Annotated in this window: 22 protein-coding genes; 16 read left to right on the forward strand and 6 right to left on the reverse strand. The window is 61.7% G+C overall.

Going from position 1 to position 26,298, the window contains the following annotated elements; all coding sequences use genetic code 11:
- Window positions 1-66: 66 nt before the first annotated feature.
- Window positions 67-288, forward strand: a complete 222-nt coding sequence (locus HJC04_RS26150) for a type II toxin-antitoxin system VapB family antitoxin (RefSeq protein ID WP_221147458.1) — start codon at window positions 67-69, stop codon at window positions 286-288.
- Window positions 272-661, forward strand: a complete 390-nt coding sequence (locus HJC04_RS26155) for a PIN domain nuclease (RefSeq protein WP_221147459.1) — start codon at window positions 272-274, stop codon at window positions 659-661. Before HJC04_RS26150 ends, HJC04_RS26155 begins: the two co-directional genes overlap by 17 nt.
- Window positions 662-673: 12 nt before the next feature.
- On the opposite strand, the gene HJC04_RS26160 is transcribed toward HJC04_RS26155, so the two are convergent.
- Window positions 674-2,332: an acyl-CoA dehydrogenase family protein gene (locus HJC04_RS26160; protein ID WP_221147460.1), complete on the reverse strand. Its 1,659-nt coding sequence runs from the start codon at window positions 2,330-2,332 to the stop codon at window positions 674-676.
- Window positions 2,333-2,510: 178 nt separating this feature from the next.
- Between HJC04_RS26160 and HJC04_RS26165 the strand changes: the two genes are divergently transcribed.
- From HJC04_RS26165 to rpmG, 9 genes are all read left to right on the forward strand, one after another.
- The gene (locus tag HJC04_RS26165) at window positions 2,511-3,467 is read left to right on the forward strand and encodes an aspartate carbamoyltransferase catalytic subunit (RefSeq protein WP_221147461.1); all 957 of its coding nucleotides are present in this window, start codon (window positions 2,511-2,513) and stop codon (window positions 3,465-3,467) included.
- The gene (locus tag HJC04_RS26170; protein ID WP_221147462.1) at window positions 3,464-4,753 is read left to right on the forward strand and encodes a dihydroorotase; all 1,290 of its coding nucleotides are present in this window, start codon (window positions 3,464-3,466) and stop codon (window positions 4,751-4,753) included. The genes HJC04_RS26165 and HJC04_RS26170 overlap by 4 nt, the downstream gene beginning before the upstream one ends.
- 42 nt (window positions 4,754-4,795) lie before the next feature.
- Window positions 4,796-5,416 (forward strand): glycerol-3-phosphate 1-O-acyltransferase PlsY, encoded by a 621-nt coding sequence (plsY, locus tag HJC04_RS26175; RefSeq protein WP_221147463.1) that lies wholly within the window; start codon window positions 4,796-4,798, stop codon window positions 5,414-5,416.
- Window positions 5,416-6,558 (forward strand): DNA-processing protein DprA, encoded by a 1,143-nt coding sequence (gene dprA / locus HJC04_RS26180; protein ID WP_221147464.1) that lies wholly within the window; start codon window positions 5,416-5,418, stop codon window positions 6,556-6,558. The genes plsY and dprA overlap by 1 nt, the downstream gene beginning before the upstream one ends.
- Before the next feature lie 228 nt (window positions 6,559-6,786).
- Window positions 6,787-9,441 carry a type I DNA topoisomerase gene (gene topA / locus HJC04_RS26185; RefSeq protein ID WP_221147465.1) on the forward strand — a complete coding sequence of 885 codons (2,655 nt, stop codon included), beginning with the start codon at window positions 6,787-6,789 and terminating at the stop codon, window positions 9,439-9,441.
- Between the two features lies 1 nt (window position 9,442).
- Window positions 9,443-11,815, forward strand: coding sequence for a ribonuclease R (rnr, locus tag HJC04_RS26190; protein ID WP_210628267.1), 2,373 nt, complete (start codon window positions 9,443-9,445; stop codon window positions 11,813-11,815).
- A 71-nt stretch (window positions 11,816-11,886) separates the two neighbouring features.
- Window positions 11,887-12,339: a DUF983 domain-containing protein gene (locus HJC04_RS26195; RefSeq protein WP_210628268.1), complete on the forward strand. Its 453-nt coding sequence runs from the start codon at window positions 11,887-11,889 to the stop codon at window positions 12,337-12,339.
- Between the two features lie 250 nt (window positions 12,340-12,589).
- Entirely contained in the window at window positions 12,590-13,774 is a 1,185-nt protein-coding gene (locus tag HJC04_RS26200; RefSeq protein WP_210628269.1) for an MFS transporter, read from the forward strand.
- Between the two features lie 92 nt (window positions 13,775-13,866).
- Complete coding sequence (rpmG, locus tag HJC04_RS26205) at window positions 13,867-14,034, forward strand: 50S ribosomal protein L33 (protein WP_003587245.1); 168 nt, start codon at window positions 13,867-13,869, stop codon at window positions 14,032-14,034.
- Between the two features lie 746 nt (window positions 14,035-14,780).
- On the opposite strand, the gene HJC04_RS26210 is transcribed toward rpmG, so the two are convergent.
- Together HJC04_RS26210 and HJC04_RS26215 are read right to left on the reverse strand one after the other, a co-directional pair.
- Window positions 14,781-16,154, reverse strand: a complete 1,374-nt coding sequence (locus HJC04_RS26210) for a PleD family two-component system response regulator (protein WP_210628270.1) — start codon at window positions 16,152-16,154, stop codon at window positions 14,781-14,783.
- Between the two features lie 18 nt (window positions 16,155-16,172).
- Window positions 16,173-16,544 (reverse strand): response regulator, encoded by a 372-nt coding sequence (locus tag HJC04_RS26215; protein WP_003547430.1) that lies wholly within the window; start codon window positions 16,542-16,544, stop codon window positions 16,173-16,175.
- Between the two features lie 133 nt (window positions 16,545-16,677).
- On the opposite strand from HJC04_RS26215, the gene HJC04_RS26220 reads away from it, so the two are divergent.
- Both HJC04_RS26220 and HJC04_RS26225 read left to right on the forward strand, forming a co-directional pair.
- On the forward strand, window positions 16,678-16,986 hold the full coding sequence (locus HJC04_RS26220; protein WP_210628271.1) for a DUF3572 domain-containing protein: 309 nt from the start codon (window positions 16,678-16,680) through the stop codon (window positions 16,984-16,986).
- Window positions 16,983-17,657, forward strand: a complete 675-nt coding sequence (locus HJC04_RS26225) for a hypothetical protein (RefSeq protein WP_221147491.1) — start codon at window positions 16,983-16,985, stop codon at window positions 17,655-17,657. The genes HJC04_RS26220 and HJC04_RS26225 overlap by 4 nt, the downstream gene beginning before the upstream one ends.
- Here the strand turns inward: HJC04_RS26225 and HJC04_RS26230 are convergent.
- Window positions 17,632-18,219 carry a GNAT family N-acetyltransferase gene (locus tag HJC04_RS26230; protein ID WP_221147466.1) on the reverse strand — a complete coding sequence of 196 codons (588 nt, stop codon included), beginning with the start codon at window positions 18,217-18,219 and terminating at the stop codon, window positions 17,632-17,634. The genes HJC04_RS26225 and HJC04_RS26230 overlap by 26 nt on opposite strands.
- 76 nt (window positions 18,220-18,295) lie before the next feature.
- Between HJC04_RS26230 and HJC04_RS26235 the strand changes: the two genes are divergently transcribed.
- A complete protein-coding gene (locus HJC04_RS26235; RefSeq protein WP_221147467.1) occupies window positions 18,296-19,588 on the forward strand; it encodes a DNA polymerase IV in 1,293 nt (430 codons plus the stop codon).
- Between the two features lie 225 nt (window positions 19,589-19,813).
- On the forward strand, window positions 19,814-21,070 hold the full coding sequence (locus HJC04_RS26240) for a L,D-transpeptidase family protein (protein WP_221147468.1): 1,257 nt from the start codon (window positions 19,814-19,816) through the stop codon (window positions 21,068-21,070).
- A 56-nt stretch (window positions 21,071-21,126) separates the two neighbouring features.
- On the opposite strand, the gene dnaE is transcribed toward HJC04_RS26240, so the two are convergent.
- Window positions 21,127-24,624, reverse strand: a complete 3,498-nt coding sequence (gene dnaE / locus HJC04_RS26245; protein ID WP_221147469.1) for a DNA polymerase III subunit alpha — start codon at window positions 24,622-24,624, stop codon at window positions 21,127-21,129.
- A gap of 514 nt (window positions 24,625-25,138) precedes the next feature.
- Between dnaE and HJC04_RS26250 the strand changes: the two genes are divergently transcribed.
- Window positions 25,139-25,603, forward strand: a complete 465-nt coding sequence (locus tag HJC04_RS26250; protein WP_210628275.1) for a DUF5680 domain-containing protein — start codon at window positions 25,139-25,141, stop codon at window positions 25,601-25,603.
- Between the two features lie 5 nt (window positions 25,604-25,608).
- Here HJC04_RS26250 and HJC04_RS26255 read toward each other — a convergent pair whose 3' ends face one another.
- Window positions 25,609-26,292: an ABC transporter ATP-binding protein gene (locus HJC04_RS26255; RefSeq protein ID WP_210628276.1), complete on the reverse strand. Its 684-nt coding sequence runs from the start codon at window positions 26,290-26,292 to the stop codon at window positions 25,609-25,611.
- Between the last annotated feature and the right edge of the window lie 6 nt (window positions 26,293-26,298).

Consider the following 26,298-nt stretch of genomic DNA (forward strand, 5'->3'; position numbering starts at 1 on the left):
GCATTGATCTTGAACCCCGTGAGGCTGATGTGTATCTTTTAACAAAGTTATACACATGAGGAAAAAATGCGGACGAATATAGATATCGATGATGCCTTGCTCGACGCAGCGATGACCGCCACGGGGTTGGCGACGAAAAAAGCTACTATCGAACAGGCCCTCAGAAGCCTCGTCGACAGGCACCGCAGAAAAAATGCGATCGCAAATCTCTCGGGAATCGGCTGGGAGGGTGATCTGGAAGGGATGCGCCGCGATCGACCGGACGAAACCAGTGATCGTCGTCGATAGTTCGGTCTGGATTGCGCATCTACGCGGGATGGAAAACGCCGCCAGACGGCGTCTGCAGAATATCGAAGATCCGCTGGAAATTCTTGTTGGCGATCTTATTCTTATGGAGGTCCTCCAAGGCGCGCGCAATGACCGCCATGCAACCACCATCGAAGCGAATTTGCGCCAATTCACGATCCGTCCGATGCTTGACGACAGCCTCGCCGTCAGGGCAGCCCGTAATTATCGCCTGCTGCGGGAACGCGGTATCACAGTGCGCAAGATCATCGACGTAATCATTGGCACATTCTGCATTCAAGAAGGCCACTCGCTCTTGCACGATGATAGGGATTTCGATCCCATGGCCGAGCATCTCGGTCTCAGGATCGCCTGATCGCCCTTGCGATCAGGCTGCCGGCGGGTAGAGCAGATCGACGATGTAGCTGGCGTCGAAACGGGAATCGAGCATGCCGTAAGTGGAGCGCCAGCCGCCGGCAAGGCGTGTCTCGATGAAGGCATCGGCGATGCGCCCTGCTCCAAGCCGATAGAGTTCCGCCGCGCCGGCGGCAAGTGCCAGTTGCTCGACGAGCAGGCGCGCCGCGCCCTCGTCCTGTTCGCAAAGCGCGATTGCGGCGCGTAGCACGTCGATCGTTTTCTTGCCGGCGGGGCCGAGATCGCGCGCGAGGCCCGCAAAAACTGTCTCGAACAGATCCTTGCCACGGTTGAGCACGCGCAGCAAATCCAGCGCCATCACGTTGCCGGAGCCTTCCCAGATGGCGTTGACGGGGGCCTCGCGGTAATGGCGGGCGATCGGGCGCTCCTCGATGTAACCGTTGCCGCCGATGCATTCCATCGCCTCATAGATCAGCGAGGGCGCGATCTTGCAGCACCAGTATTTGGCGACAGGCGTCATGACGCGGGCATAGGCCGCTTCTTCGGCATTGCCGCGCGCCTTGTCGAAAGCATCGGCCAAGCGGAAGGACAGCGCGGTAGCGGCAGCGACGTCGAGCGCCATGTCGGCGAGCACGCGCGTCATGATCGGCTGGTTGACGAGCATCCTGCCGAAGACGCTGCGGCCGCGCGTATGATGCACGGCCTCGGCAAGCGAGGCGCGCATGATGCCTGATGAGGCCAGCGCGCAATCAAGCCGCGTCAGCGTCACCATGTCGAGGATGGTGCGGATGCCGGCATCCGGGCCGCCGAGCAGGAAACCGAAGGTATCGGTGAACTCAACCTCGGAAGAGGCGTTCGAGCGGTTGCCGACCTTGTCCTTCAGTCGCTGGAACTGCAGTCCGTTGGCGGACCCGTCCTCCAGCAGGCGCGGCACCAGGAAGCAGCCCATGCCCTCCTTCGTCTGCGCCAGCATGATGAAGGCATCGCTCATTGGAGCCGACATGAACCATTTGTGGCCGGAGAGCCGATAGATGCCTTCGCTGACCTTTTCAGCCGCACTCCGGTTGGCCCTGACATCGGTGCCGCCCTGCTTTTCGGTCATGCCCATGCCGATGGTCACCGCGGATTTCTGCATGGCGGGCCGGTTGGACGAATCATATTTGCGCGACAGGATCTTCGGCGCCCAGTCCTTCTGCACCGCAGGGGACGCCGACAGCGCAGCCACCGAAGCGCTCGTCATCGTCAGCGGGCAGAGATGGCCCGATTCCAGCTGTGCCGTCAGGTAAAATCGCGCGGCGCGGACCTTGTGGCCCGCGTCCTTCGCCTCGATATCGGCCTGCGGATCCCAGACAGAGGAATGCAGGCCGACCGACATGGAGCGGCGCATCAGCGCGTGCCAGGCGGGATGAAACTCGACGACGTCGAGACGCTCGCCGCGCGGACCATGGGTGCGCAGCTGTGGCGCGCCCTGGTTTGCCATGCGCGCGAGCTCCTGCGCCTCCGGCGAGGTGACGTAGCGACCGATATTTTCCAGGTCTTCACGGATGCCGCGCGGCAAGGCCGCCGTCAGATCGACGATCAGCGGATCGGATCGATAGGCATTGATGCCGGACCACAGGCTCGGCTGGTTGAGTTCTGCGAGTTTGTCGTCAGTCCGGTTTGCGGAGGTCATTGTTCGCTTCTAGTGCAAGAACCCGGCAAGGAAAACCGGAAGTTATGATTCGCTTTATTCTGCTCTATCGGAATTCAAGCGAAAATGCATGGGGACATAAGCCTTTGCCCACAGCGCGTGCTTGCCCCAGCGGGCGGCACTCATTATAGACCCGCAAGAGACAGCAAGAGGCAGGGTCATGGTCTTTTTCCCCCACCGCCACCTCATCGGCATCAAGGGCCTCACCGAGCAGGATATCACCTATCTTCTCGACAAGGCCGACGAAGCCGTCAAGATCAGCCGCCAGAGAGAAAAGAAGACGTCGACGCTGCGCGGACTGACGCAGATCAACCTCTTCTTCGAGGCATCGACCCGCACACAGGCCTCCTTCGAGCTTGCCGGCAAGCGGCTCGGCGCCGACGTGATGAACATGTCGGTCGGTAATTCCTCGGTGAAGAAAGGCGAGACGCTGATCGATACGGCGATGACGCTGAATGCGATGCGCCCCGACGTGCTGGTGATCCGCCATTCAAGCGCCGGGGCGGCTGCACTTCTTGCCCAGAAAGTCTCCTGCTCGGTCGTCAATGCCGGCGACGGGCAGCACGAACACCCGACCCAGGCGCTGCTCGACGCGCTGACGATCCGCCGCGCCAAAGGCAAGCTTTCGCGCATCATCGTGGCGATCTGCGGCGACGTGCTGCACTCGCGCGTGGCGCGCTCCAATATCCTGCTGCTGAACGCGATGGGCGCACGCGTGCGCGTCGTCGCGCCCGCCACCCTCCTGCCCGCTGGCATCGCCGAGATGGGCGTCGAGGTGTTCCACTCGATGAAGGAAGGATTGAAGGACGCCGACGTCGTGATGATGCTGCGGCTGCAGCGCGAACGCATGTCCGGCGCCTTTGTGCCGTCGGTGCGCGAGTATTATCACTTCTTCGGACTCGACGCCGAAACGCTGAAAGCAGCGAAGGATGATGCGCTGGTCATGCACCCCGGGCCGATGAACCGCGGCGTCGAGATCGCCTCCGAGGTGGCCGATGGTCCGCAGAGCGTGATCGCCGAACAAGTGGAAATGGGGGTCGCCGTGCGCATGGCCGTCATGGAGACGCTGCTCGTCTCGCAGAACCAAGGTCCCCGAACCGACGGAATGATGGCATGAGCAGCTCGATCGTCCTCAAGAATGTCCGCATCGTCGATCCCTCGCGCAGTCTCGACGAGATCGGAACGATCATCGCTAAAAACGGCGTGATTATTGCCGCCGGCAGCGAGGCGCAGAACCAGGGTGCGCCGGAAGGCGCCGCCGTGCGCGACTGCACCGGCCTCGTGGCAACGCCAGGCCTCGTCGATGCGCGCGTCCATATCGGCGAGCCCGGCGGCGAGCACCGCGAGACGATCGCCTCGGCGAGCCGGGCGGCGGCAGCCGGCGGCATCACCTCGATCATCATGATGCCGGACACCGATCCCGTCATCGACGACATCGCACTCGTCGAATTCGTCAAGAAGACGGCGCGGGACACGGCGGCCGTCAACGTCTATCCGGCAGCCGCCCTCACCCAGGGTCTTGCCGGCGAGGAGATGACGGAAATCGGCCTGTTGATGCAGGCGGGCGCGGTCGCCTTCACCGATGCCCATTCCAGCGTCCATAACACACAGGTGCTGCGCCGGATCATGACCTATGCTCGCGAATTCGGCGCCGTCATCTCCTGCGAGACCCGCGACAAATATCTCGGCGCCAATGGCGTCATGCACGAGGGACTTTTCGCCAGCTGGCTGGGGCTCTCCGGCATTCCGAAGGAAGCCGAGCTGATCCCCCTCGAACGCGATCTCAGGGTGGCAGAGCTGACGCGCGGCCGTTATCACGCTGCGATGATCTCCGTCCCCGAATCGGTCGAGGCCATCGAACGCGCCCGCAGCCGTGGCGCCAAGGTGACCTCGGGCATCTCGATCAACAATCTGGCGCTCAACGAGAACGACATCGGCGAATACCGCACCTTCTTCAAGCTCTATCCGCCACTGCGCCCGGAGGACGACCGAGTCGCCATGGCCGAGGCGCTTGCCAACGGTGCGATCGACATCATCGTCTCCTCGCACGACCCGCAGGACGTCGACACGAAGCGCCTGCCGTTCGCAGAGGCAGCCGATGGCGCGGTCGGACTGGAAACGATGCTGGCGGCGGCTCTCAGGCTTCATCATGGCGGCCAGGTCAGCCTGATGCGGCTGATCGACGCCATGTCCACCCGCCCAGCTCAGATTTTCGGTCTCAATGCCGGCACGCTGAAGCCGGGTGCGCCAGCCGATATCACGCTCATCGATCTCGATGAGCCTTGGCTTGTCACCAAAGACATGCTTCTCTCCCGCTCGAAGAATACACCGTTCGAGGACGCGCGCTTCAGCGGGCGGGCAGTCGCGACATACGTCTCGGGAAAGCCTGTTCACGCACTTTGAGAGACGGCTGGAACGGTAAGCTACGGAGGGCTGAGGGGGCACATGTTATCCAATCTCATGTCATGGCAGATCACGCTGCCGATCGCACTTGCGGCGGCCGTTATCGGCTATCTCTTCGGCTCAATCCCTTTCGGCCTGATCCTCACCCGGGCCGCCGGCCTGGGCGATGTGCGCAGCATCGGCTCCGGCAATATCGGCGCGACCAATGTGCTGAGAACCGGAAACCGCAAGCTCGCCGCCGCGACGCTGCTGCTCGATGCACTGAAGGCGTCGACGGCAGCCTGGGTTGTCGGATATTTCCTCGGTGAGGAGGCCGCGATCATCGCCGGCTTCTTCGCCTTCATCGGCCATCTCTTCCCCGTCTGGATCGGCTTCAAGGGCGGCAAGGGTGTCGCCACCTATATCGGCACGCTTCTCGGCGTCGCGCCGATCATGGTGGTGCTCTTCGCCGCCGTCTGGCTCGCGGTCGCCGTCACCACCCGCTATTCCTCGCTGTCGGCCCTCGTCGCCATGCTCGTCATCCCAATCGCACTGTGGATCCTCGGCAATGAAAAGGTCGCGGCCGTCATGGCGATCATGACGCTCATCTCCTACTGGAAGCACAAGGCAAATATTTCACGCCTGATGGGCGGAACGGAAAGCAAGATCGGGGCGAAAGGATAATGGACGCGCCGAGCGCGGAATCAACAGGTACAGTGCTAAGCGAAAGGCAGAGGATTGCCTGGCTGCGCCTGATCCGTTCCGACAATGTCGGCCCTGCAACCTTCCGCGATCTTATCGATCATTTCGGTTCGGCTGAGGCCGCACTCGCGGCGCTGCCGGAGCTTTCAGCGCGCGGCGGCGCGACACGGGCCATCCGCATTGCCAGCGAAGCCGAGGCGCACCGGGAACTGGAGGCGGCGCATCGTTTCGGCGCCCGCTTTATCGGCATTGGCGAGCCGGACTATCCGCAGGCGCTGAAACAGATCGACGGCGCGCCGCCGCTTCTTGCGGTCAAGGGCGCACTCGCTGCCGCCAAACGACCGGCCGTCGGCATCGTCGGCTCCCGTAACGCGTCGGCCGCAGGCACCAAATTCGCGGCGATGGTGGCGCGCGACTGCGGTCGGGCGGGTTATACGGTGATCTCCGGCCTGGCGCGCGGCATCGACACGGCAGCGCATCGGGCAAGCCTCGGCACGGGCACGATCGCCGCCCTTGCCGGCGGTCTCGACAAGCCCTACCCGCCGGAGAATCTCGGCCTCATCGAAGAGATAACCGGCGGCAACGGCCTGGCGGTGAGCGAGATGCCCTTCGGCTGGGAGCCGCGCGCCCGCGATTTCCCGCGCCGGAACCGGCTGATTGCCGGCATCGCACTTGGCGTGGTGATCATCGAGGCGGCGATGCGCTCGGGCTCGCTGATCACGGCGCGCCTCGCCGGCGAGTTCGGCCGCCTGGTGTTTGCCGTGCCCGGCTCGCCGCTCGATCCGCGCTGTCACGGCACCAACGGCCTGCTCAAGGACGGCGCTTCGATCGTTACCGAACCTGCCGATATCATCGAAGCCCTGGCGCCGCTTGCGCAACTTGACCTCTTCCCTTTGTCGATGGCGGAAGAGCCGGCACGCGAGAGCCGGGCAATGACGATGCCACCCGGCGATTCGGACCGGATGCGCATCATCGGCGCGCTCGGGCCGACGCCGGTCGAGATCGACGACATCATCCGCCACACCGGCCTTCCGGCATCCGCGGTCTATCTCATCCTTCTGGAACTCGATATATCAGGCAGGCTGCATCGGCATCAGGGCGGTCTCGTCTCGCTTTCCGATTGATGCTTGCGGGGAACGGGGAAACTGCGTGTTGAAAACCGCACTGGCGCAATTTAAAATTGTTTTCTGCTGCAAATCTTGGTTCGCTTGCACCGTACGCAAGAAGTAAAATTGTAGCAAACCCCTTGACCGCAGCGATTTCCCTGTCCATGTCGGAGGGCCGGTATCCAAGTTACGGTGCGTGTTGCGCTGGCCCCCAAGCTGGCGTGGTTTCTTTTTTAGAGAATCATCATGAATGTTGTAGTGGTGGAATCGCCTGCCAAGGCCAAGACGATCAATAAGTATCTGGGTTCGGGATACAAAGTGCTCGCCTCCTTCGGCCATGTGCGCGATCTGCCTGCCAAGGATGGCTCCGTTCTTCCCGATCAGGATTTCGAAATGCTCTGGGAGGTCGACGGCGCTTCGGCCAAGCGGATGAAGGACATCGCCGACGCGGTGAAATCCTCCGATGGGCTGTTTCTCGCGACCGACCCTGATCGCGAAGGCGAAGCGATTTCCTGGCACGTCCTCGACATGCTGAACAAGAAGCGGGTGCTGAACGGCAAGTCCGTCAAGCGCGTCGTCTTCAACGCGATCACCAAGAAGGCCGTCCTCGATGCGATGGCCGATCCGCGCGATATCGACGTGCCGCTGGTCGACGCCTATCTCGCGCGCCGCGCGCTCGACTATCTCGTCGGTTTCAATCTTTCGCCGGTGCTGTGGCGCAAGTTGCCCGGCGCGCGTTCGGCCGGCCGGGTCCAATCGGTCGCGCTTCGTCTGGTCTGCGACCGCGAGTCCGAGATCGAGCGCTTCATTTCGGAAGAATACTGGAACATCTCGGCGCTGCTGAAGACGCCGCGCGGCGACGAGTTCGAGGCAAGGCTGGTTTCGGCGCACGGCAAGCGGCTGCAGCCGCGGGCGATCGGCAACGGCGAGGATGCGGGCCGCCTGAAAGCATTGCTCGAAGGCGCCAGCTATATCGTCGACACGGTCGAGGCAAAACCGGTCAGGCGCAACCCGGGACCGCCGTTCACCACCTCGACGCTGCAGCAGGCCGCCTCCTCCAATCTCGGCTTCTCCGCCTCGCGCACGATGCAGATCGCCCAGAAGCTCTATGAGGGCGTCGATATCGGCGGCGAGACAGTCGGTCTTATCACCTATATGCGAACCGACGGCGTGCAGATGGCGCCCGAAGCGATCGACGCAGCGCGACGTGCCATCCTCGACCAGTTCGGTGAACGCTACCTGCCTGAGAAGGCGCGCTTCTACTCGACCAAGGCGAAGAACGCCCAGGAGGCGCACGAGGCGATCCGCCCGACCGATTTCTACCGCTCGCCCGACCGCGTGCGCAAATTCCTCGACGCCGATCAGATCCGGCTCTACGAGCTGATCTGGAAGCGTGGCATCGCCAGCCAGATGGCGTCGGCCGAGATCGAGCGCACGACGGCCGAAATCACCGCCGAGAACAAGGGCGAGAAGGCCGGCCTGCGCGCCGTCGGTTCGGTCATCCGCTTCGACGGCTTCATCGCCGCCTATACCGACCAGAAGGAGGACGGCGAGCAGAGCGATGACGGCGACGAGGATGGTCGCCTGCCGGAGATCAATGCACGCGAGGCGCTGGCCAAGCAGAAGATCAATTCGACCCAGCATTTCACCGAGCCGCCGCCGCGCTATTCGGAAGCATCGCTAATCAAGAAGATGGAAGAGCTCGGCATCGGCCGTCCCTCGACCTATGCCGCCACGCTGGCGACCCTGCGCGACCGCGACTATGTGACGATCGACAAGCGTAAACTGATCCCGCAGGCCAAGGGCCGGCTGGTGACGGCTTTCCTCGAAAGCTTCTTCACCAAATATGTGGAATATGATTTCACCGCCGACCTCGAGGAAAAGCTCGACCGGATTTCCGCCGGCGAATTGAACTGGAAGCAGGTGCTGCGCGATTTCTGGAAGGATTTCTTCGCGCAGATCGAAGACACGAAGGAATTGCGCGTCACCAACGTGCTTGATTCGCTGAACGAGGCGCTGGCGCCGCTCGTCTTTCCGAAACGCGAGGATGGCGGCGACCCCAGGATTTGCCAGGTCTGCGGCACCGGCAACCTGTCGCTGAAGCTCGGCAGATATGGTGCCTTCGTCGGCTGCTCGAACTATCCGGAATGCAACTACACCCGCCAGCTTTCCTCCGAAAACGGTGGAGAAGCGGAAGGGGTCGCGCTCAACGAACCGAAGAATCTCGGCACCGATCCGACCACCGGCGAGGAACTGACGCTGCGTTCCGGCCGCTTCGGCCCTTACATCCAGCGCGGCGACGGCAAGGAGGCCAAACGCGCTTCGCTGCCGAAAGGATGGAAGCCTGAGGATATCGACTATGAAAAGGCGATGGCGCTGATCTCGCTGCCGCGCGATATCGGCAAACATCCTGAAACGGGCAAGATGATCTCGTCGGGCATTGGCCGCTACGGGCCGTTTCTCCTGCATGACGGTTCCTATGCCAATCTGGAAACCGTCGAGGACGTCTTCTCCGTCGGCCTCAATCGCGCCGTGACGCTGATTGCCGAAAAAGCCAACAAGGCGCCGGGCCGGGGTGCGCGCGGTACGCCGGCGGCACTGAAGACCCTCGGCGATCATCCCGATGGCGGCGCCATCACCGTTCGCGACGGCAAATACGGCCCCTATGTCAACTGGGGCAAGGTAAACGCCACCCTGCCGAAGGGCAAGGATCCGCAGGCGATTACCATCGAGGAGGCGCTTGCGCTGATCACCGAAAAGGCCGGCAAGGCCCCGGCCGGCAAGACGGCCAGGGCGAAAGCCAAGCCGAAGGCGGCCGCCGCCGAAGCCAAGGCAACCAAGACGGCCGCCAAGCCGAAGGCAACGAAGGCGAAGGCGCCCGCGAAATCGAAAAAGAGCTGACGTGAGCAAGACACCGCGCGACAGAACGAACCCCGCGGGCAAGCGCCCGGGCAAGGTCGGCCGCGCCGGCAGGGATACTTCCGCCGTCGAACCGCTGAACATCGTCCACGGCACGCTGCCCTCGCGGGAAGTGATCCTGCGTTTCATCGCCGATCATCCGCAGAAGGCTTCCAAGCGTGAACTTGCCAAGGCGTTCGGGCTGAAAGGTGACAGCCGCGTCGAGCTCAAGCACATGCTGCAGGAGCTCGAGCAGGAAGGCATGCTGCAAAAGAGCCGCAAGTCGCTCATTCGTCCCGGCGCTCTTCCGCCCGTCACCGTTCTCGATATCACGACGCGCGATAAGGACGGCGACCTGATCGGCCGGCCGGCGGAATGGCCGGAGGAGCAGGGTGTGGCGCCTGCCGTCGCCATCCGTCAGCAGTCGCCGGCAGGCCGCCAGGGTAAGGGCAAGGCGCCCGTCGCCGGGCTCGGCGACCGAATCCTGGCGAAGATCTTCCCGGCCGTCGATCGCGGCGGGCCGGCTTATACAGCGCGTATCATCAAGGTGATCGACAGGCGCCGCGGTGCGGCGATGGGCGTTTTCCGCAGCGCGCCGGGCGGCGGCGGCCGCCTGTTGCCAATCGAACGGCGCGGCGAAGAGATGGTGATCGACCCCGACTATACCGGCGGCGCCAAGGATGGCGACCTGGTCGAGATCGAAGTCGCGCGCCTCGGACGCTTCGGCCTGCCGCGCGCCAAGGTCCTTTCCGTCGTCGGCTCGGTCGGCTCGGAAAAGGCGATCTCGATGATCGCGATCCATGCGCACGGCATCCCGCACGTCTTTCCGCCGGCCGTGATCGCCGAGGCCGAAGCCGCGAAGCCGGTGACCATGTCGCATCGGGAGGACTGGCGCGACGTGCCGCTGATCACCATCGATCCGGCAGACGCCAAGGACCATGACGACGCTGTTTACGCCGAGATCGACCCCTCCCCCGACAATCCCGGCGGCGTCATCGTCACCGTCGCGATCGCCGATGTCTCCTGGTATGTCCGCCCTAATTCGCCGCTCGACCGCGAAGCGCTGAAGCGCGGCAACTCCGTTTATTTCCCCGATCGCGTCGTGCCGATGCTGCCGGAGCGCATCTCCAATGATCTCTGCTCGCTGAAGGAAGGCGTCGACCGCCCGGCGCTCGCCGTGCGCATGAGCTTCTCGGGCGAAGGCCGCAAGATCGGCCATACCTTTCATCGCATCATGATGAAGAGTGCCGCCAAGCTCTCCTATCAGCAGGCGCAGGCGGCGATCGACGGAAGACCGGATGATCAGACCGGACCGATGCTCGAGCCGATCCTGAAACCGCTCTGGCACGCTTATGGAGTAATGAAGCGCGGACGCGACCGGCGCCAGCCGCTGGAACTCGACATGCCGGAGCGCAAGATCCTGCTGAAACCGGACGGCACGGTCGACCGGGTCTTCGTGCCGCCGCGGCTCGATGCGCACAAGCTGATCGAAGAGATGATGATCCAGGCGAACGTCTGCGCCGCCGAGACGCTCGAGAAGAAGCGTCAGCCGCTGGTCTACCGCATTCATGACGGCCCGACGCTTGCCAAGCAGGAAGTTTTGCGCGAGTTCCTGGCGACACTCGGCATCTCGCTCGCCAAGGGCGGCAATATGCGGGCCAACAGCTTCAACGGCATCCTGGCCAAGGCGGACGGCACGGCACACCAGACCATGGTCAATGAGATGGTATTGCGCTCGCAGAGTCAGGCGATCTACAGCCCCGAGAATATCGGCCATTTCGGTCTCAACCTGATGAAGTACGCCCACTTCACCTCGCCGATCCGCCGCTACGCCGATCTCATCGTGCATCGGGCGCTGGTCGGTTCGCTCGGCTTCGGCGAAGGCGGCATCACCCCCGACGAAGAAGCCTCGCTCGACGATATCGCCGCCGAAATCTCGACCTTCGAGCGCCGGGCGATGGCAGCCGAGCGCGAGACCATCGACCGGCTGATCGCCCATCATTTGAGCACCCGCGTCGGCGAGGAGTTTGCCGGCCGCGTCTCCGGAGTTACGAAATCCGGGCTCTTTATCACCTTGCCGGACTATGGCGCCGATGGTTTCGTCCCTATATCTACGCTGGGCACCGATTATTTCATCTATGACGAGGCGCATCAGGCACTGTCGGGGGAAAAGACGGGCCTCGGCTATCGTCTTGGCGACAGCGTCACCGTGAAGCTTGCGGAAGCAATCCCGCTGGCCGGCGCGCTGCGGTTCGAGATGCTGAGCGAAGGACGCGAGATGCCGACGGCGGCGCGTTCCTTCCATAAGGCCGGCCGCCGCGACAGGGGCCAGGTCCGCAAGAAACCGGGAACGCGTCCCCCGCGCGGACGCCGCTAAGCCACGGTGCCGAAAGCAGCAATGGTCCTATTGCGGCGCTTCATGCTTTTTGCCTGAACGAGGAAGATGCAATGAACACACCGACCGATCCGGTCGTCCGCTACGGGGATGGACCCGAAGCCGAGCGTCCGCTCGGACGTTCCATCATGCGCGGGCTGTTGAACCGCTGCCCGGCCTGCGGCGACGGCAAGCTCTTCCGCGCGTTCCTGAAACCGGTCGATCATTGCGCCGCCTGCGGCGAGGCGATGCATCACCATCGCTCCGACGATCTGCCGCCCTATATCGTCATCCTGGTCCTCGGCCACGTCCTCGTCGGCGGCTACATGCTGACCGATCTGACCTTGGTATTGCCGGTATGGGTCCATCTTGCCATATGGGCGCCGATCACGGTCATCGCCGCGCTCGCCTCGATCCAACCGATCAAGGGCGGCGTCATCGGCCTGCAATGGGCGTTGCGCATGCATGGTTTCGGCGGCGAGAGCGACAGTCCCGATGATTACGAGCTTCCCCGCCGGCCGGATTGAGCGCCTTCACCTTCCAGACATATTTAGCGTGTAGTGCCAGCGCTCCACCGACCACCACCGACACGCGGGAGTCAACGATCTTCAACGACTTGACATGGTAAGCTTTTCTTGTCTGAACAGGCTTTACATTCCGCAGATCACATCGGAAATACTGCGAAACGCCGCCCGTCACCTGGATTTGGCACATCTGTGTCCCTTCTATGTGAGACGAGAGGTCGGTTCGCTCGCGCAGCTTTCTAAGGATGGATAAATGTCTCAGCCGAGAACCGGCACACCGGGCGATGTCGAAGAAATCCATTGGCCTTCTCTGGTGGCAGCCATCTCGTCCATTTCAGCCGTCGGCATAGCAATCGGTCTCGGACTCCCGCTTCTCAGCATCATCCTCGAAAAACGCGGCATCTCATCCACGTTGATCGGGCTGAATACGGCGATGGCCGGGATCTCGGCGATGGCCGCGGCGCCCGTTACCACCAAGCTCGCCCACAAATACGGCGTTGCGCCGACGATGCTCTGGGCGGTGCTGATTTCGGCGCTGAGCGCGCTCGGCTTCTATTATGCCCAGGATTTCTGGATGTGGTTTCCGCTACGTTTCGCCTTCCATGGCGCAACGACGACGCTGTTCATTCTCTCCGAATTCTGGATCAACGCCGCCTCGCCGCCATCCAAGCGCGGCTTTGTGCTCGGCATTTATGCGACCGTGCTCTCCATCGGGTTCGCTGCCGGGCCCCTGCTCTTTTCGATACTCGGCAGCGACGGCATCTTTCCCTTCCTGGTCGGCGCGGGCGCCATCCTGCTTGCCGCCATTCCGATTTTCATCGCCCGTGACGAAAGCCCGGTGCTCGAGGAAAAACCGGAATTGCATTTCATGCGCTACGTCCTGCTGGTGCCGACAGCGACGGCGGCCGTCTTCATCTTCGGCGCGGTCGAAGCTGGCGGGCTGTCACTTTTCCCGATTTTTGCCGTGCGCGCCCATTTCACCGAATCGCAGGCGGCGCTGCTGCTCACCATGATGGGCGTCGGCAACGTCATCTTCCAGATTCCCCTCGGCCTGCTCTCCGATCGCATCCGCGACAAGCGACCGCTTCTGGCAGGGATGGCACTGATGGGCTTTATCGGCTCGCTGACGCTGCCGATCCTCGTCAACAACTGGCTGCTAATGGCCGGGATGCTGCTTTTCTGGGGTGGCTGCGTCTCCGGACTCTACACGGTCGGCCTCAGCCATCTCGGTTCGCGGCTGACGGGCTCCGATCTGGCTGCCGCCAATGCCGCCTTCGTCTTCTGTTATGCGATGGGAACCGTTGCTGGGCCACAGGTGATCGGCGCAGCAATCGACGTCGCCGGAAACAATGGTTTTGCCTGGGCGATTGCCGCTTTCTTCGGTCTTTATGCCTTACTTTCCGGCATCAGATTGATGTTCGTTCGAAAACGGACTTGACTTTTCGGACGGGATTCGTAGTTTCGCGCCAGAATTTGCCGTGGAGCCCATCCGGCTTCCACGGCTTTCATTTTCTTAAAGGCAGGACGACCATGGCCAAGGCTACAACAATCAAGATCAAGCTGCTGTCGACAGCCGACACCGGTTTCTTCTACGTCACGACGAAGAACAGCCGTACGATGACGGACAAGATGACGAAGACGAAGTATGACCCGATTGCGAAGAAGCATGTCGAGTTCAAGGAAACCAAGATCAAGTAATCACTTGGCCTGACGGATTTTAAAAACGCGCGCCTTCGGGTTGCGCGTTTTTTATTGCCCCGGAGGATGGCCTTGGAAAATGATAGCGCAAACAGACAAACGCCGCCCTTCCATCTTCGGGAAGTGGCGGCGTTTTCCTGAAAGGGGGTCGGCCAGCATGCAAAACGGCACGAGGAACCGTTGTGACTTGCCTACTAGCCGACCGACCCCACGACCCAGGAGATGCGGCGGACCTGAGCATCATGGGGTATCGACAGCTCCTCTGCGGGAGCGCTTCTTTTATGAGCCGATAATTTGCGCAGAAATGAAAGAAAATCAACAAATTCTTAATGATGAATTTTCTGAGCTTGATTCTATGGTTAAAAGTCCAGTTTTGGAACATGCAAAGATTTGACGGCTCTGCTTGACGGCAAAGCCTTATGACGGTGGAACCGAAGAAGTTCGACAATATAACTTAATAACTTAAGCTGTCCCTCCCCTTACGTGAGGTGATGCCGCCACACTTTATTTGACCCTGTTGGCGGCAGGCGTTTTTTATAGTCTTCATTTCATTTCGGGCTAGGCTCCGGCATTCCGGAGACTGTCGCGCCGCGCCATATCCACAGCAACGCCGGGAGTCCATTTTTGGGCTACCGGGCTGCAAAACTTGGGCCTGCGTCGCACAGGCGAAGGTTAAAATTCGGTAACAAATCGCTTACCGCAGTGGAAAACTCGCAAATGGCGCATATGGCGCCCAAAGTGATTCGTCAGGCAGCCGCTGCGACCACGCGATTGCGGCCGGAATTCTTGGCCTCGTAAAGGGCAAGATCGGCCTGCTTCATCAGCTGATCCGGGGTCAACACCGCGCCACTGCGCGAGGCGATGCCGAAGGAAGCGGTGACCCTCAGGAGTTCACTTGAGCGCTTCAGCATGAAGGGAGCGCTCTCGACTGCCGCGCGCAGGCGCTCGGCGACGGCTGCGGCAACTTCCGGCGAGGTGTCCGGCATCACCACGACGAACTCCTCCCCGCCATAACGGCAAGCGAGATCGGCACCGCGGATGGTCGAACGGACGCGGTTTGCGAATTCGCGCAGCACTTCATCGCCGCCGTCATGGCCGTAAGTGTCGTTCACCTGCTTGAAACGGTCGATATCGGTGATCAGCACCGAAAGCGGCCGGCCCCGCGCCATCGACCGATTGAAGAGTGCGTTCAGGTGATTGTCGAGATAACGTCTGTTGTAAAGGCCAGTCAGCGGATCGGTCACGGCAAGCTCGATCGTCTGCTTGACGCTGGCTCGCAAACGGTCGTTATAACGCTTGCGACGGATCTGCGTCAGGCAGCGGGCGACGAGCTCGTTGGGATCGACGGGGCGGATGATGTAGTCGTTGACGCCGAGATCAAGGGCGCGGACGACCATGTCGTCGGAGCCCTGCTCGGTGATGATCAGGATCGGCAGGAAGCGTGTGCGCTCCAGCGATCGCAGTTGCGAGCAGAGGCGAAGCGGATCGTAATCGTCGAAATTGGCATTGACGATGACGAGATCGAACGTGTTCTCGGCCGCCTCGAAGAGGGCCGCCTGCGGATCGGAGAGGGCAAGCACATCGGCGACGGGCTTCAACGCCCTGACGATGCGCTCTTGCGAATTGGCGCGGCCATCGACCAATAACACCTGGCCGGCCTCATCGCCACGGCCTTCGCCTGCCCGCATGAGATCGCCCATGCCCATCGTATGAGCGGTGTCGGCGCGGATGCGCAGCTCGTCGCTCAAGGTCTTCAGCCGCAGCAGACTCTTCACCCGCGAGATCAGCTGCAGATCGTTGACAGGCTTGGTGAGAAAATCGTCGGCGCCGGCCTTCAGACCGCGTAAGCGATCGGCAGGCTGGTCGAGTGCGGTGACCATGACGACGGGAATATGGGCGGTCTTCTGACTGGCCTTCAGCCGCTCGCAGACCTCGAAACCATCGATACCGGGCATCATGATGTCGAGCAGGATCAAGTCGACCTGGTTGCGCTCGCAGATTGCTAGCGCTTCGTGACCGTCGGCAGCGGTCATCACGTCGAAATACTCCGCGAGCAGCCGCGCTTCAAGCAGCTTCACGTTGGCCGGAATATCGTCAACCACCAGTATTCGCGCGGTCATAAGCGTCTTTCCGATGCGTCAGGCATCGCCCAGATAGGTCTTGATCGTCTCGATGAATTTCGGAACCGAAATCGGTTTGGAAACATAGGCTTCGCAGCCGCCCTGGCGGATCCGCTCCTCATCGCCCTTCATCGCGAAAGCCGTGACGGCGATGACCGGAATAACGTGCAGCTCGTCATCTTCCTTCAGCCATTTCGTGACTTCGAGGCCGGAGACCTCGGGAAGCTGGATATCCATGAGGATGAGGTCGGGACGATGCTTGCGCGCCAGATCGAGCGCCTCCATGCCATTTCTAGTCTGGATCGTGGTATAGCCGGACGCCTCGATGAGGTCGCGAAAGAGCTTCATGTTGAGCTCGTTATCTTCTACAATCATCACCTGTTTGGGCATGACAAGCTGTCCCTACGTCCGTTCGCGCAGCGGTTCGTCCCATGAGAAAGGCACATGCGGATGAATAGCTCCGTGAAACCGATAGCGCACGCTACCGGTATTTGGTTGAAGAAAAGGTAACTTACCCCTCGAAATGCAAAGCAACTTCAAGACTTCGAAACAGCAGGCGGCCGACCCGCACGAGACGGCGATCGCCGTGCTTGGCTGGCTTGCCGCCGATCCCGACATGTTCGGCCGCTTCCTCGCACTCACCGGCGTGGCGCCCGAGCAGGTGCGCAACGCGGTCAACGATCCGGGTTTCCTCTCAGGCATGATGGACTTCCTGATGAACCACGAACCGACGGCGATGGCCTTCTGCACGGCGAGCGGCCTCAGCCCCGATACGGTAACCGCCGCCTGGCGGCATTTCTCTTCGCCCGGGCTCGATTCGGGAGAATACTGAGCGTGACAGAGCTCGATATTTCGCACATCCGCCTCGGCGAGCGGCCGCTGATCGTCTGCGACGTCGACGATGTCGTGCTGCGGTTCATCGACCCCTTCCAGCTTTTTCTCCAAAGCCTGGGACACGAACTCCTGCCGCGATCGTTCCGGCTTCACGGCAACATCGTCTCGAAAGCGGACGGCACGGAGATCGAGGGCCGACAAGTCAGCCGGCTGATCGAAGATTTTTTTGAAGCGCAGGAATTGTGGCAGACGCCGGTCGACCGCGTCGTCGAAACGCTCGGCCGGCTTTCGCAAGACGCCGATATCCTTTTCCTGACGGCGATGCCGCCACGGTACCAGGATCCGCGTCGCCGCCTGCTGGACAGCGCCGGCCTGCTCTTTCCGCTGCTTGCCAGCGAGCAACCCAAGGGGCCAATCGTCCATGCACTGCATGCCAGCCGCTCCTTTCCTGTCGCCTTCATAGACGATATGGCGCACAATCTGAATTCGGTCAGGGAACACGTGGCCGATTGCCTGCTCATTCACCTGATGCCGGACTCGCCCGTCCATCGTTTCGCGCCGGCGGCAGCCGACGACATCACCCGCGCCACCGATTGGACGCATGCGGCCGGGCTGATCGAGGCCCATTTCCTTTCCGGCCCGGTCAACCGCGCAGCTCCAGCCGCATGAGCGGACGGCCGTCCTTGCGCATTGCCACCGTCTCGAATCCGCCTGCCTCGAAGATTGCCGTCGAGCCGATGCAGAGCGTCACCGATTTCGACTGCTTCACATGATCGATCGGGCAGGCTTCGAGCAGCCGCGCGCCCCGGCGCCGTGCATGGTCGATCGCGCCGGCGAGCAGGCGATGACTTAATCCCTTGCCGCGCAGTTTCGGCAGCAGGAAGAAGCAGCTGACAGCCCAGATAGAGGGATCACGCGCATCCTCCTCCTCCAGCGGCCGCGAGACGGTGCGCGGTGAATTGAACTGCGGCACGTCGTGGCGCGGCCCGACCTGCACCCAGGCGACCGGTCCGCCATCTGCATAACAGAGGATCCCCGGCGGCGGCCCCGCCCCGATCCGCTCGCGCATATGCGTCTTGCGCTCGTCGGCCGTCATCGTCGTCCTCACCGCATGCGGCAAGTGCAGCGCGACACACCAGCAATTAAAAAAGGCCCCCTGCGGGCCGAACAGAGTTTCGAAGTCTCCCCACCGGTCTGCCGTCACCGGCTCGAAACGAAGATCTTTATCCAAAGGCAAAGCTCCCGTCCTCTCTTGTGACTCATAAGCTTAAGGCGTAGTGTCGCGCCGTTCAACCTTTGTTCTCACCATGACGCCCGCGCCTGACAAGACACCCGGCTTCTGTCGCGACTGCCTTGCCGAGCAGAAGGGCGAGGCGCGTCGTTGCATTTCCTGCGGCAGCCCGCGCCTGGTGCGCCATCGCGAACTCTACGCATTGACGCTTGCGCATATCGATTGCGACGCCTTCTACGCGGCGGTCGAGAAGCGCGACAATCCCGAACTTGCCGACAAGCCCGTCATCATCGGCGGCGGCAAACGCGGTGTCGTCTCCACTGCCTGCTATATCGCCCGCATCCACGGGGTGCGTTCGGCGATGCCGATGTTCAAGGCGCTGGAGGCATGTCCTCAGGCCATCGTCATACGCCCGGACATGGAGAAATATGTCCGTGTTGGGCGCCAGGTGCGTGCGCTGATGCAGGATCTGACGCCGCTGGTGCAGCCGCTGTCGATCGACGAAGCCTTCCTGGAACTTGGCGGCACCGAGAGGCTGCATCACGATCCACCGGCGCGCACGCTCGCCAAATTCGCTCGCCGCATCGAAAAGGAGATCGGCATTACCGTTTCGGTCGGGCTTTCCTATTGCAAATTCCTCGCCAAGGTCGCTTCCGACCTGCAGAAGCCGCGCGGATTTTCCGTTATCGGCCGCGAAGAAGCGGTGGAATTCCTGGCCCCGCGTCCCGTGACCACCATCTGGGGCGTCGGCAAGGCCTTTGCCGCGACGCTGGAGGCGGATGGCATCCGCACCATCGGCCAGTTGCAGCAGATGGAGGAGAACGACCTGATGCGCCGCTACGGCAGCATCGGCCAGCGGCTCGCCCAGCTGTCGCGCGGCATCGACGACCGCGAGGTGCATCTCAACGACTCCGCCAAGAGCGTTTCGGCCGAAACGACCTTCTTCGACGACATCTCGCGGCACGACGATCTGGTGCCGATCCTGCGCAACCTTTCCGAAAAGGTTTCCTGGCGGCTGAAGAAAAACGATATCGCCGGCCAGACTGTGGTGCTGAAGATGAAGAGCGCCGACTTCAAGACGCGCACCCGCAACCGCAAGCTCGAGGACCCGACTCAGCTTGCCGACAGGATCTTCCGCATCGGGCTCGAGCTTCTCAAAAAGGAAACGGACGGTGCGAAATTCCGCCTGATCGGCATCGGCGTCACCGATCTCGGCGACGCCACTCGCGCCGATCCGCCCGATCTCATCGACCGGCAGTCAGGCCGGCGGGCGGCGGCCGAAGCGGCGATGGACAAGCTGCGCGACAAGTTCGGCAAGAACACAGTCGAGACCGGCTACACCTTCGGCAACGGCAAGCGCGATCACTAGAACATCCCGCGCAAAAGTGCGCGCGGCTATTCGAAATTCGTACGAATGCGTTAAATCAGACAGCTGAAACTTTGATGATGCGACATGCTTTGCCTTTTATCCTATGCGCGTCGTTAGAGCGGAACCGCTGCACCGGTCCGGGCGAGCCGCCGAGTCCGGGGGTTAAAATCTTCCTTAAACTTCGTCCCGTAATGTGCGTACCAGTATTGCGTATGGTTGGGTATCATGTTCTCGCGTCTCGTCTTCGGCCTCGGCTTGCTGTCGGCCACCGCACTCGTGCACCCTGCTCTGGCCGCGGATGCACGCACGCTGCAGATCTTCGTCTCGAAGAACAAGCAGTCGCTTGTGGTTTATGACGGCACCGAGGTCGTCGCAACCTCGAAGGTCTCGACCGGCAAGGACGGCCATACGACGCCGAGCGGCATTTTTTCGGTGCTCGAAAAGCAGAAATACCACGAATCCAACCTCTATTCGGCTGCCCCGATGCCGTTCATGCAACGGCTGACATGGTCCGGCATCGCGCTGCACGAATCCAATTCCGTTCCGCGTTATCCGGCCTCGCACGGCTGCGTGCGCATGCCCGGCGCCTTCGCAAAAATGCTCTACCGAATGACCGAGCCCGGCATTCCCGTCATCATCAGCGACGACGAATTGGTGCCGCAACCGATCGACCATCCGAACCTTTTCCGCCCCGATGCGCCGGCAGCGATGCCGCTGCTTTCGGATGTCGAACTGCGGCCCTCGATGCCCGACAGCGCCGGGACACCGGTGCAGGTGGCGATGAACGATACCGCGGCGATGCCAATGCCGGCAAATCCGTCGATTACGGCGCCCGAAGCCGAGCCGCCGTCCGAACCGATCAGCATGCTCGTCACGCGGCGCACGCTGCGCGAGACGGTGATCGACATCCAGACGCTACTCAATCAGCTCGGCTTTTCCGCCGGCGGTCCGGACGGCCTGCTCGGTCCGTCGACCGTGCAGGCGATCAACGCCTTCAAGATGCTGCGGCCGGTGGAATTTGCCGGCGACAGGAGCCTGGTCTCCGACAGACTTCTCACATCGGTCTATTCCGCCGCCGGCAAGGGTGAACCGCCGAACGGCGTCATCATGGTGCGTCAGGCCTTCAGGCCGATCTTCGAGGCCCCGGTGACGATCGCCGATCCGGACTTAGCACTCGGCACGCATTTCTTCACGCTGCATGCCGTCGATGAACATGCCGGCACGGCGGATTGGCTGGGCATCACGCTCGAGAACAATCTCTCCCGCGAGACGATGAAGCGGCTCGGGATCACCAATCAGGAAAGTTCGATCGTCACAGGCAGGCCGATCGCCCGTTCGCTGAGCCGCATCACGATCCCCGACGAAACACGCCGCAGGATCGACGCGCTGATCGCGCCCGGCTCGACGTTGACGATCTCCGATACCGGCCTTGGTCGCGAAACCGGTGAGGGCACGGATTTCATCACGATCACCCGTGGGTGATGAGATCAACCGGGCTGATTACGATCGACCGGGTTGATCACGATCAACTGGGTTGATCAGACAAGCTCGACGTCGACGACGCCGGGCGCGGCGCGAAGAGCGGCAGCAATCTCCGGAGTGATGCGGTATTTCTCCGACAGCGCCACTTCCACCTCGCGTTTGCCGTCCTCCTTGATGACGATGAAGGAAACGAGACCGTCGCCCTTGGCGTTCAGATGGCCGGCGACCATCTTCAGCGGCCCGGAATCTCTGATATAGACGCGCAGCGCCTTCTGCATCTGGAGCGACTTTTCCTCCAGCGACTGGATCGTCTGGATACGCAGACCGATGCCCTCCGGCCGCTCCTCACCGGTCGCGGTCAGCAGGAAGGATTTCCCGGACTCGAGCACGTCGCGATACTGGTTCAGCATCTCCGAAAACAGCACCGCCTCGAACTGGCCCGAGGAATCAGAAAAGACGATGATGCCCATCTTGTTGCCGGTGCGGGTCTTGCGCTCCTGCTTGGAGATGACGGTTCCGGCAAGGCGCGCATTGGCAGCCCCCTGCTTAATCGCCTGAGAAAACTCGGCAAAGGTCTGCACACGCATCTTCTGCAGGATGTTGTTGTAGGAATCGAGCGGGTGGGCCGTCAGATAGAAGCCCAGCACCTGGAATTCCTTGAGCAGACGCTCCGATGCCAGCCAGGGTGAATAGGGCGGCAAGGAGATCTTCTCCGGACCTGAGTTTAGTGCGCTGCCAAAAATGTCCGATTGACCGCTCAGCTTGTTTTCCTGGGCGCGCTGGGCATAACCGAGGATGCGGTCGAGGCCGGCGGCCAGCTGGGCGCGGTCCGTGCCAAAACAATCGAAGGCGCCGGCATAGATCAGGCTTTCGAGCACGCGGCGGTTCACTTGGCGCGGATCGATGCGCAGGCAGAAATCCTCGATGCTGGCAAAAGGCTTGTCGCCACGCATCTCGACGATGTGGTCGACGGCGGATTCGCCGACCCCTTTGAGGGCAGCCAGCGCATAGTAGATACGATTGTCGCCGGTCTCGAAATGGCGGAAGGAGGTCTGCACCGAAGGCGCGATCACCTCGATGCCGAGCCGCTTGGCGTCCTGTCGGAAATCATTGACCTTTTCCGTGTTGGACATGTCGAGCGTCATCGAGGCGGCGAGGAATTCGACCGGATAGTGCGCCTTCATGTAGGCCGTCTGGTAGGAGACGATGGCGTAGGCGGCGGCGTGCGACTTGTTGAAGCCGTAGTTTGCGAACTTCGCCAGGAGTTCGAAGATGTTGTCGGCTTGCGGCTTGGATACGCCGTTCTTGACGGCGCCGACGACGAAGCGTTCCCGCTGCTGGTCCATCTCCGCCTTGATCTTTTTACCCATGGCGCGGCGCAGAAGGTCGGCTTCGCCAAGCGAATAGCCCGACAGGACCTGGGCGATCTGCATCACCTGTTCCTGGTAGACAATGACGCCCTGCGTTTCCTTGAGCAGGTGGTCGATCATCGGATGGATCGATTCCAGCTCTTCGTCGCCGTGCTTGCGGGCATTGTAGGTCGGGATGTTCTCCATCGGGCCCGGGCGGTAAAGCGCCACCAGCGCGATGATATCCTCGATGCAGTCCGGCTTCATGCCGATCAGCGCCTTGCGCATGCCGGCACTTTCCACCTGGAACACGCCAACCGTCTCGCCGCGCGACAGCATCTCGTAGGTCGGCTTGTCGTCGAGAGGAATGGCCGCAAGATCGACTTTGATGCCGCGCTTGGCGACGAAATCGACGGCGACCTTCAGCACAGTCAGTGTCTTCAGACCGAGGAAGTCGAATTTGACGAGGCCGGCCTGCTCCACCCACTTCATGTTGAACTGGGTAACCGGCATGTCGGAGCGCGGATCGCGATACATCGGCACCAGCTTGGACAGCGGCCGGTCGCCGATGACGATGCCGGCGGCATGCGTCGAGGCGTGGCGATAAAGCCCTTCGATCTTCTGGGCGATGTCGAGCAAACGCGCCACCACCGGTTCTTTCGCCGCCTCCTCCTGCAGCTTCGGCTCCTCTTCGATCGCCTTTGAGAGTGGCGTCGGATTGGCGGGATTGTTCGGCACGAGTTTGCAGATTTTGTCGACCTGGCCGTAAGGCATTTCCAGCACGCGTCCGACGTCGCGAAGGGCGGCGCGCGCCTGCAGTGAACCGAAGGTGATGATCTGCGCCACCTGCTCGCGGCCATATTTCGCCTGGACGTAGCGGATCACCTCTTCGCGGCGGTCCTGGCAGAAGTCGATGTCGAAGTCAGGCATCGAGACGCGTTCCGGATTGAGGAAGCGCTCGAACAGCAGCGAAAACCTGAGCGGATCGACGTCGGTGATCGTCAAGGCATAGGCGACCAGCGAACCCGCGCCCGAGCCACGACCGGGACCGACGGGAATATCATGTTGCTTGGCCCATTTGATGAAGTCGGAAACGATCAGGAAGTAACCTGGGAAGCGCATGCGCTCGATGACGCCGAGCTCGAATTCCAGCCGCTCGCGATAATCCTTTTCCTCGTAACCGGGCGACATGCCGAGGGTCGAAAGCCGCATGTCCAGCCCTTCCACTGCCTGGCGGCGCAATTCGCCTGCCTCGGCGCGTTCCGCCTCCTCGGCATCGTCGGTGGCGCCCGTGAAACGCGGCAGAATCGGCTTTCGCGTTTTCAGCACGAAGGAGCAGCGCCTGGCGATCTCGATTGTGTTCTCAAGCGCTTCCGGCAGGTCGGAAAAGAGCTTGGCCATCTCGGCCCGGCTCTTCAGGTAGTGATCCGGAGTCAGGCGAAAACGGCTATCGTCGGAGACGATGGCGTTATGCGCAACCGCCATCAGCGCATCATGGGCGTCGTAATCGTCGCGGGTCGGAAAGAAGGCTTCGTTGGTGGCGACGAGCGGCAGGTCATGCGTGTAAGCAAGCCTGACGATCTTCTGTTCGTGCCGCCTGTCGTAGGTGCCGTGCCGCTGCAGCTCGACATAGAGTCTGTCGCCGAAGAGACGCTTCAGCGTGAGCAGCCGGGCTTCCGCCTGGGCGTGGTGACCTTCCCTGACAGCCGCGTCGACCGGCCCGGTCACCGCGCCGGTCAAGGCGATCAGCCCTTCCGTGCCTGCCTCTTCCAGCCAGGAAGCTCTGATATGAATGGCCTGGTTGCTATCGCCGCCGAGATAGGCGCGGCTGACGAGATCGACCAGCCTTTCGTAACCAGCCTCCGTCGCGGCAAGAAGAACGATCGACGGCAGCTTGATCAGGGCCGGCTGACCGCCGCGCTTTTCGCTTTCCAATCCGTCTTCCATGTCGATCGAGACCTGGCAGCCGATGATCGGCTGCAGGCCCTCGTCCATTGCCTTCTGGGAGAATTCAAGGGCGACGAAGAGATTATTGGTGTCGGTAATGGCGATCGCCGGCTGACTGTCGCCGGTCGCCTTGTAGAGGATCTTCTTCAGAGGCAGCGCGCCCTCAAGAAGCGAATAGGCGGAGTGGACCCTCAGGTGGATGAAGCCCGGCGTGCCGCCGGTCGCCTCACCCATTGAACCCTTTTCCGTCTCCGCCATGATATGCCTTCCCAATCAGCCGAAATGAATCGGATGCATTGTCGGCATTGAGGGCGATGATGTCCAGAAGAAGACCAGCGTGTGAACCGCATGACTGCCATGCGATCCCCTGAAAACTTTAGATCGCGATGACGATAAGCGAGAAGCTGGCAACGAACATTGCGATGGAGGTGAATGCTGCGATATCACGGATCATGTCAGTCATCTGGCTCTCCTTTACTCGTTATGTTTTCACTTTGTTCCATCTATGTTCCGATGTCAACAGGAATCTTTTCCTTCGCGCTTGCGTTTGAAAGATGCGGGTTCCGTGCTGCGAATCGAACAGCTTCAGCGCTGGCTTTGAACATGCTCCGCGCGACCGGCCCGACATCGCCTGCCGAACGGATCCATACAGCGCATCCGATGTCTGATGCACCTGCCCCAAGGCGATCGAGCAATGCTCGGCCTTTTGTACTTCTTATGTTCTCTGTCTTCTGCTATTTCCGTATCAGATGAGACAGGGAGGAAGATGATCATGCTCGACACCGCGGTGCTGAACGACTTCATCGTAGAGGCGAAAGCCGCGACCTATGTCGGCGGCGGTGTGCCTCGCCCGCCCTGCCGACCGGGTGCCCATGATATCGGCTACTTCAGCGGCGACTGGCGTTATCTGGACAGCTATTTCGGCGGCACCGATTTCGCCGGACAGGAAGTGGTTTGGTTTACCGGCGAACCCGTCTGGGCGATGAATTATTTCGGCTGCGTCGTCGCGTCCGATCTCATCGACGGCAGAGCCGCCGGGACCGTGATCAAGGCGGCGCTGTCGGCAATGTATCGGGAGGGCCGCTTTCTCGGCGGAATGGAATTCGATCATCCGTTCGGCCGCTATGTCGACCGCAGCGAAGGCGGCTGCGAGCGATTCAGTGGCCATGAATGCATCATGGTCGCCGGGCGGAAGGCTTATGTGCTCGATTACCGCGGCGGGCTGGTCGTCCCGTAGTCGAGCTAGAAGTCGACGACCTTGCCATCGGAGATCGTGACGCGCCGATCCATGCGGCCGGCGAGTTCGTGATTGTGAGTGGCGATGAGGGCAGCAAGGCCAGATTGGCGCACCAGCGCCTCCAGCGCATCGAAGACGTAGCTTGCCGTTTCCGGATCCAGATTGCCGGTCGGCTCGTCGGCAAGAAGCAGCGTCGGCGCATTGGCGACGGCGCGGGCGATCGCGACACGCTGCTGTTCGCCTCCTGAAAGCTCGGCCGGGCGATGCGAACCGCGATGGCCGATGCGCATATAGTCGAGGAGCTGACCAGCTCGCTCCTGGGCTTCCTTCCAGGACAGACCGGCGATCAGCTGCGGCATCATGATGTTCTCAAGCGCCGAAAATTCCGGCAGGAGATGGTGGAACTGGTAGACGAAGCCGATCTCGCGGCGGCGGATCGCCGTGCGCTTCTCGTCGGAAAGACCGTCACAGGCATGGCCGTTGATGGTGACTTCGCCGCCATCCGGATGCTCGAGCAGGCCTGCCACATGCAGCAGCGTCGACTTGCCCGTGCCGGAGGGGGCGACGAGGGCGACGATCTCCCCTTTCGACAGCGAGAAATCTGCTCCCTTCAAGATCGTGAGCAGCGTATCACCCTGCCCGTAATGGCGCTCGACGCCGGTAAGCTTGAGGACGACGTTGCGGTTCATGAATGC

This window comes from Rhizobium sp. NLR8a (assembly GCF_019685235.1).
Taxonomy (GTDB): Bacteria; Pseudomonadota; Alphaproteobacteria; order Rhizobiales; family Rhizobiaceae; genus Rhizobium.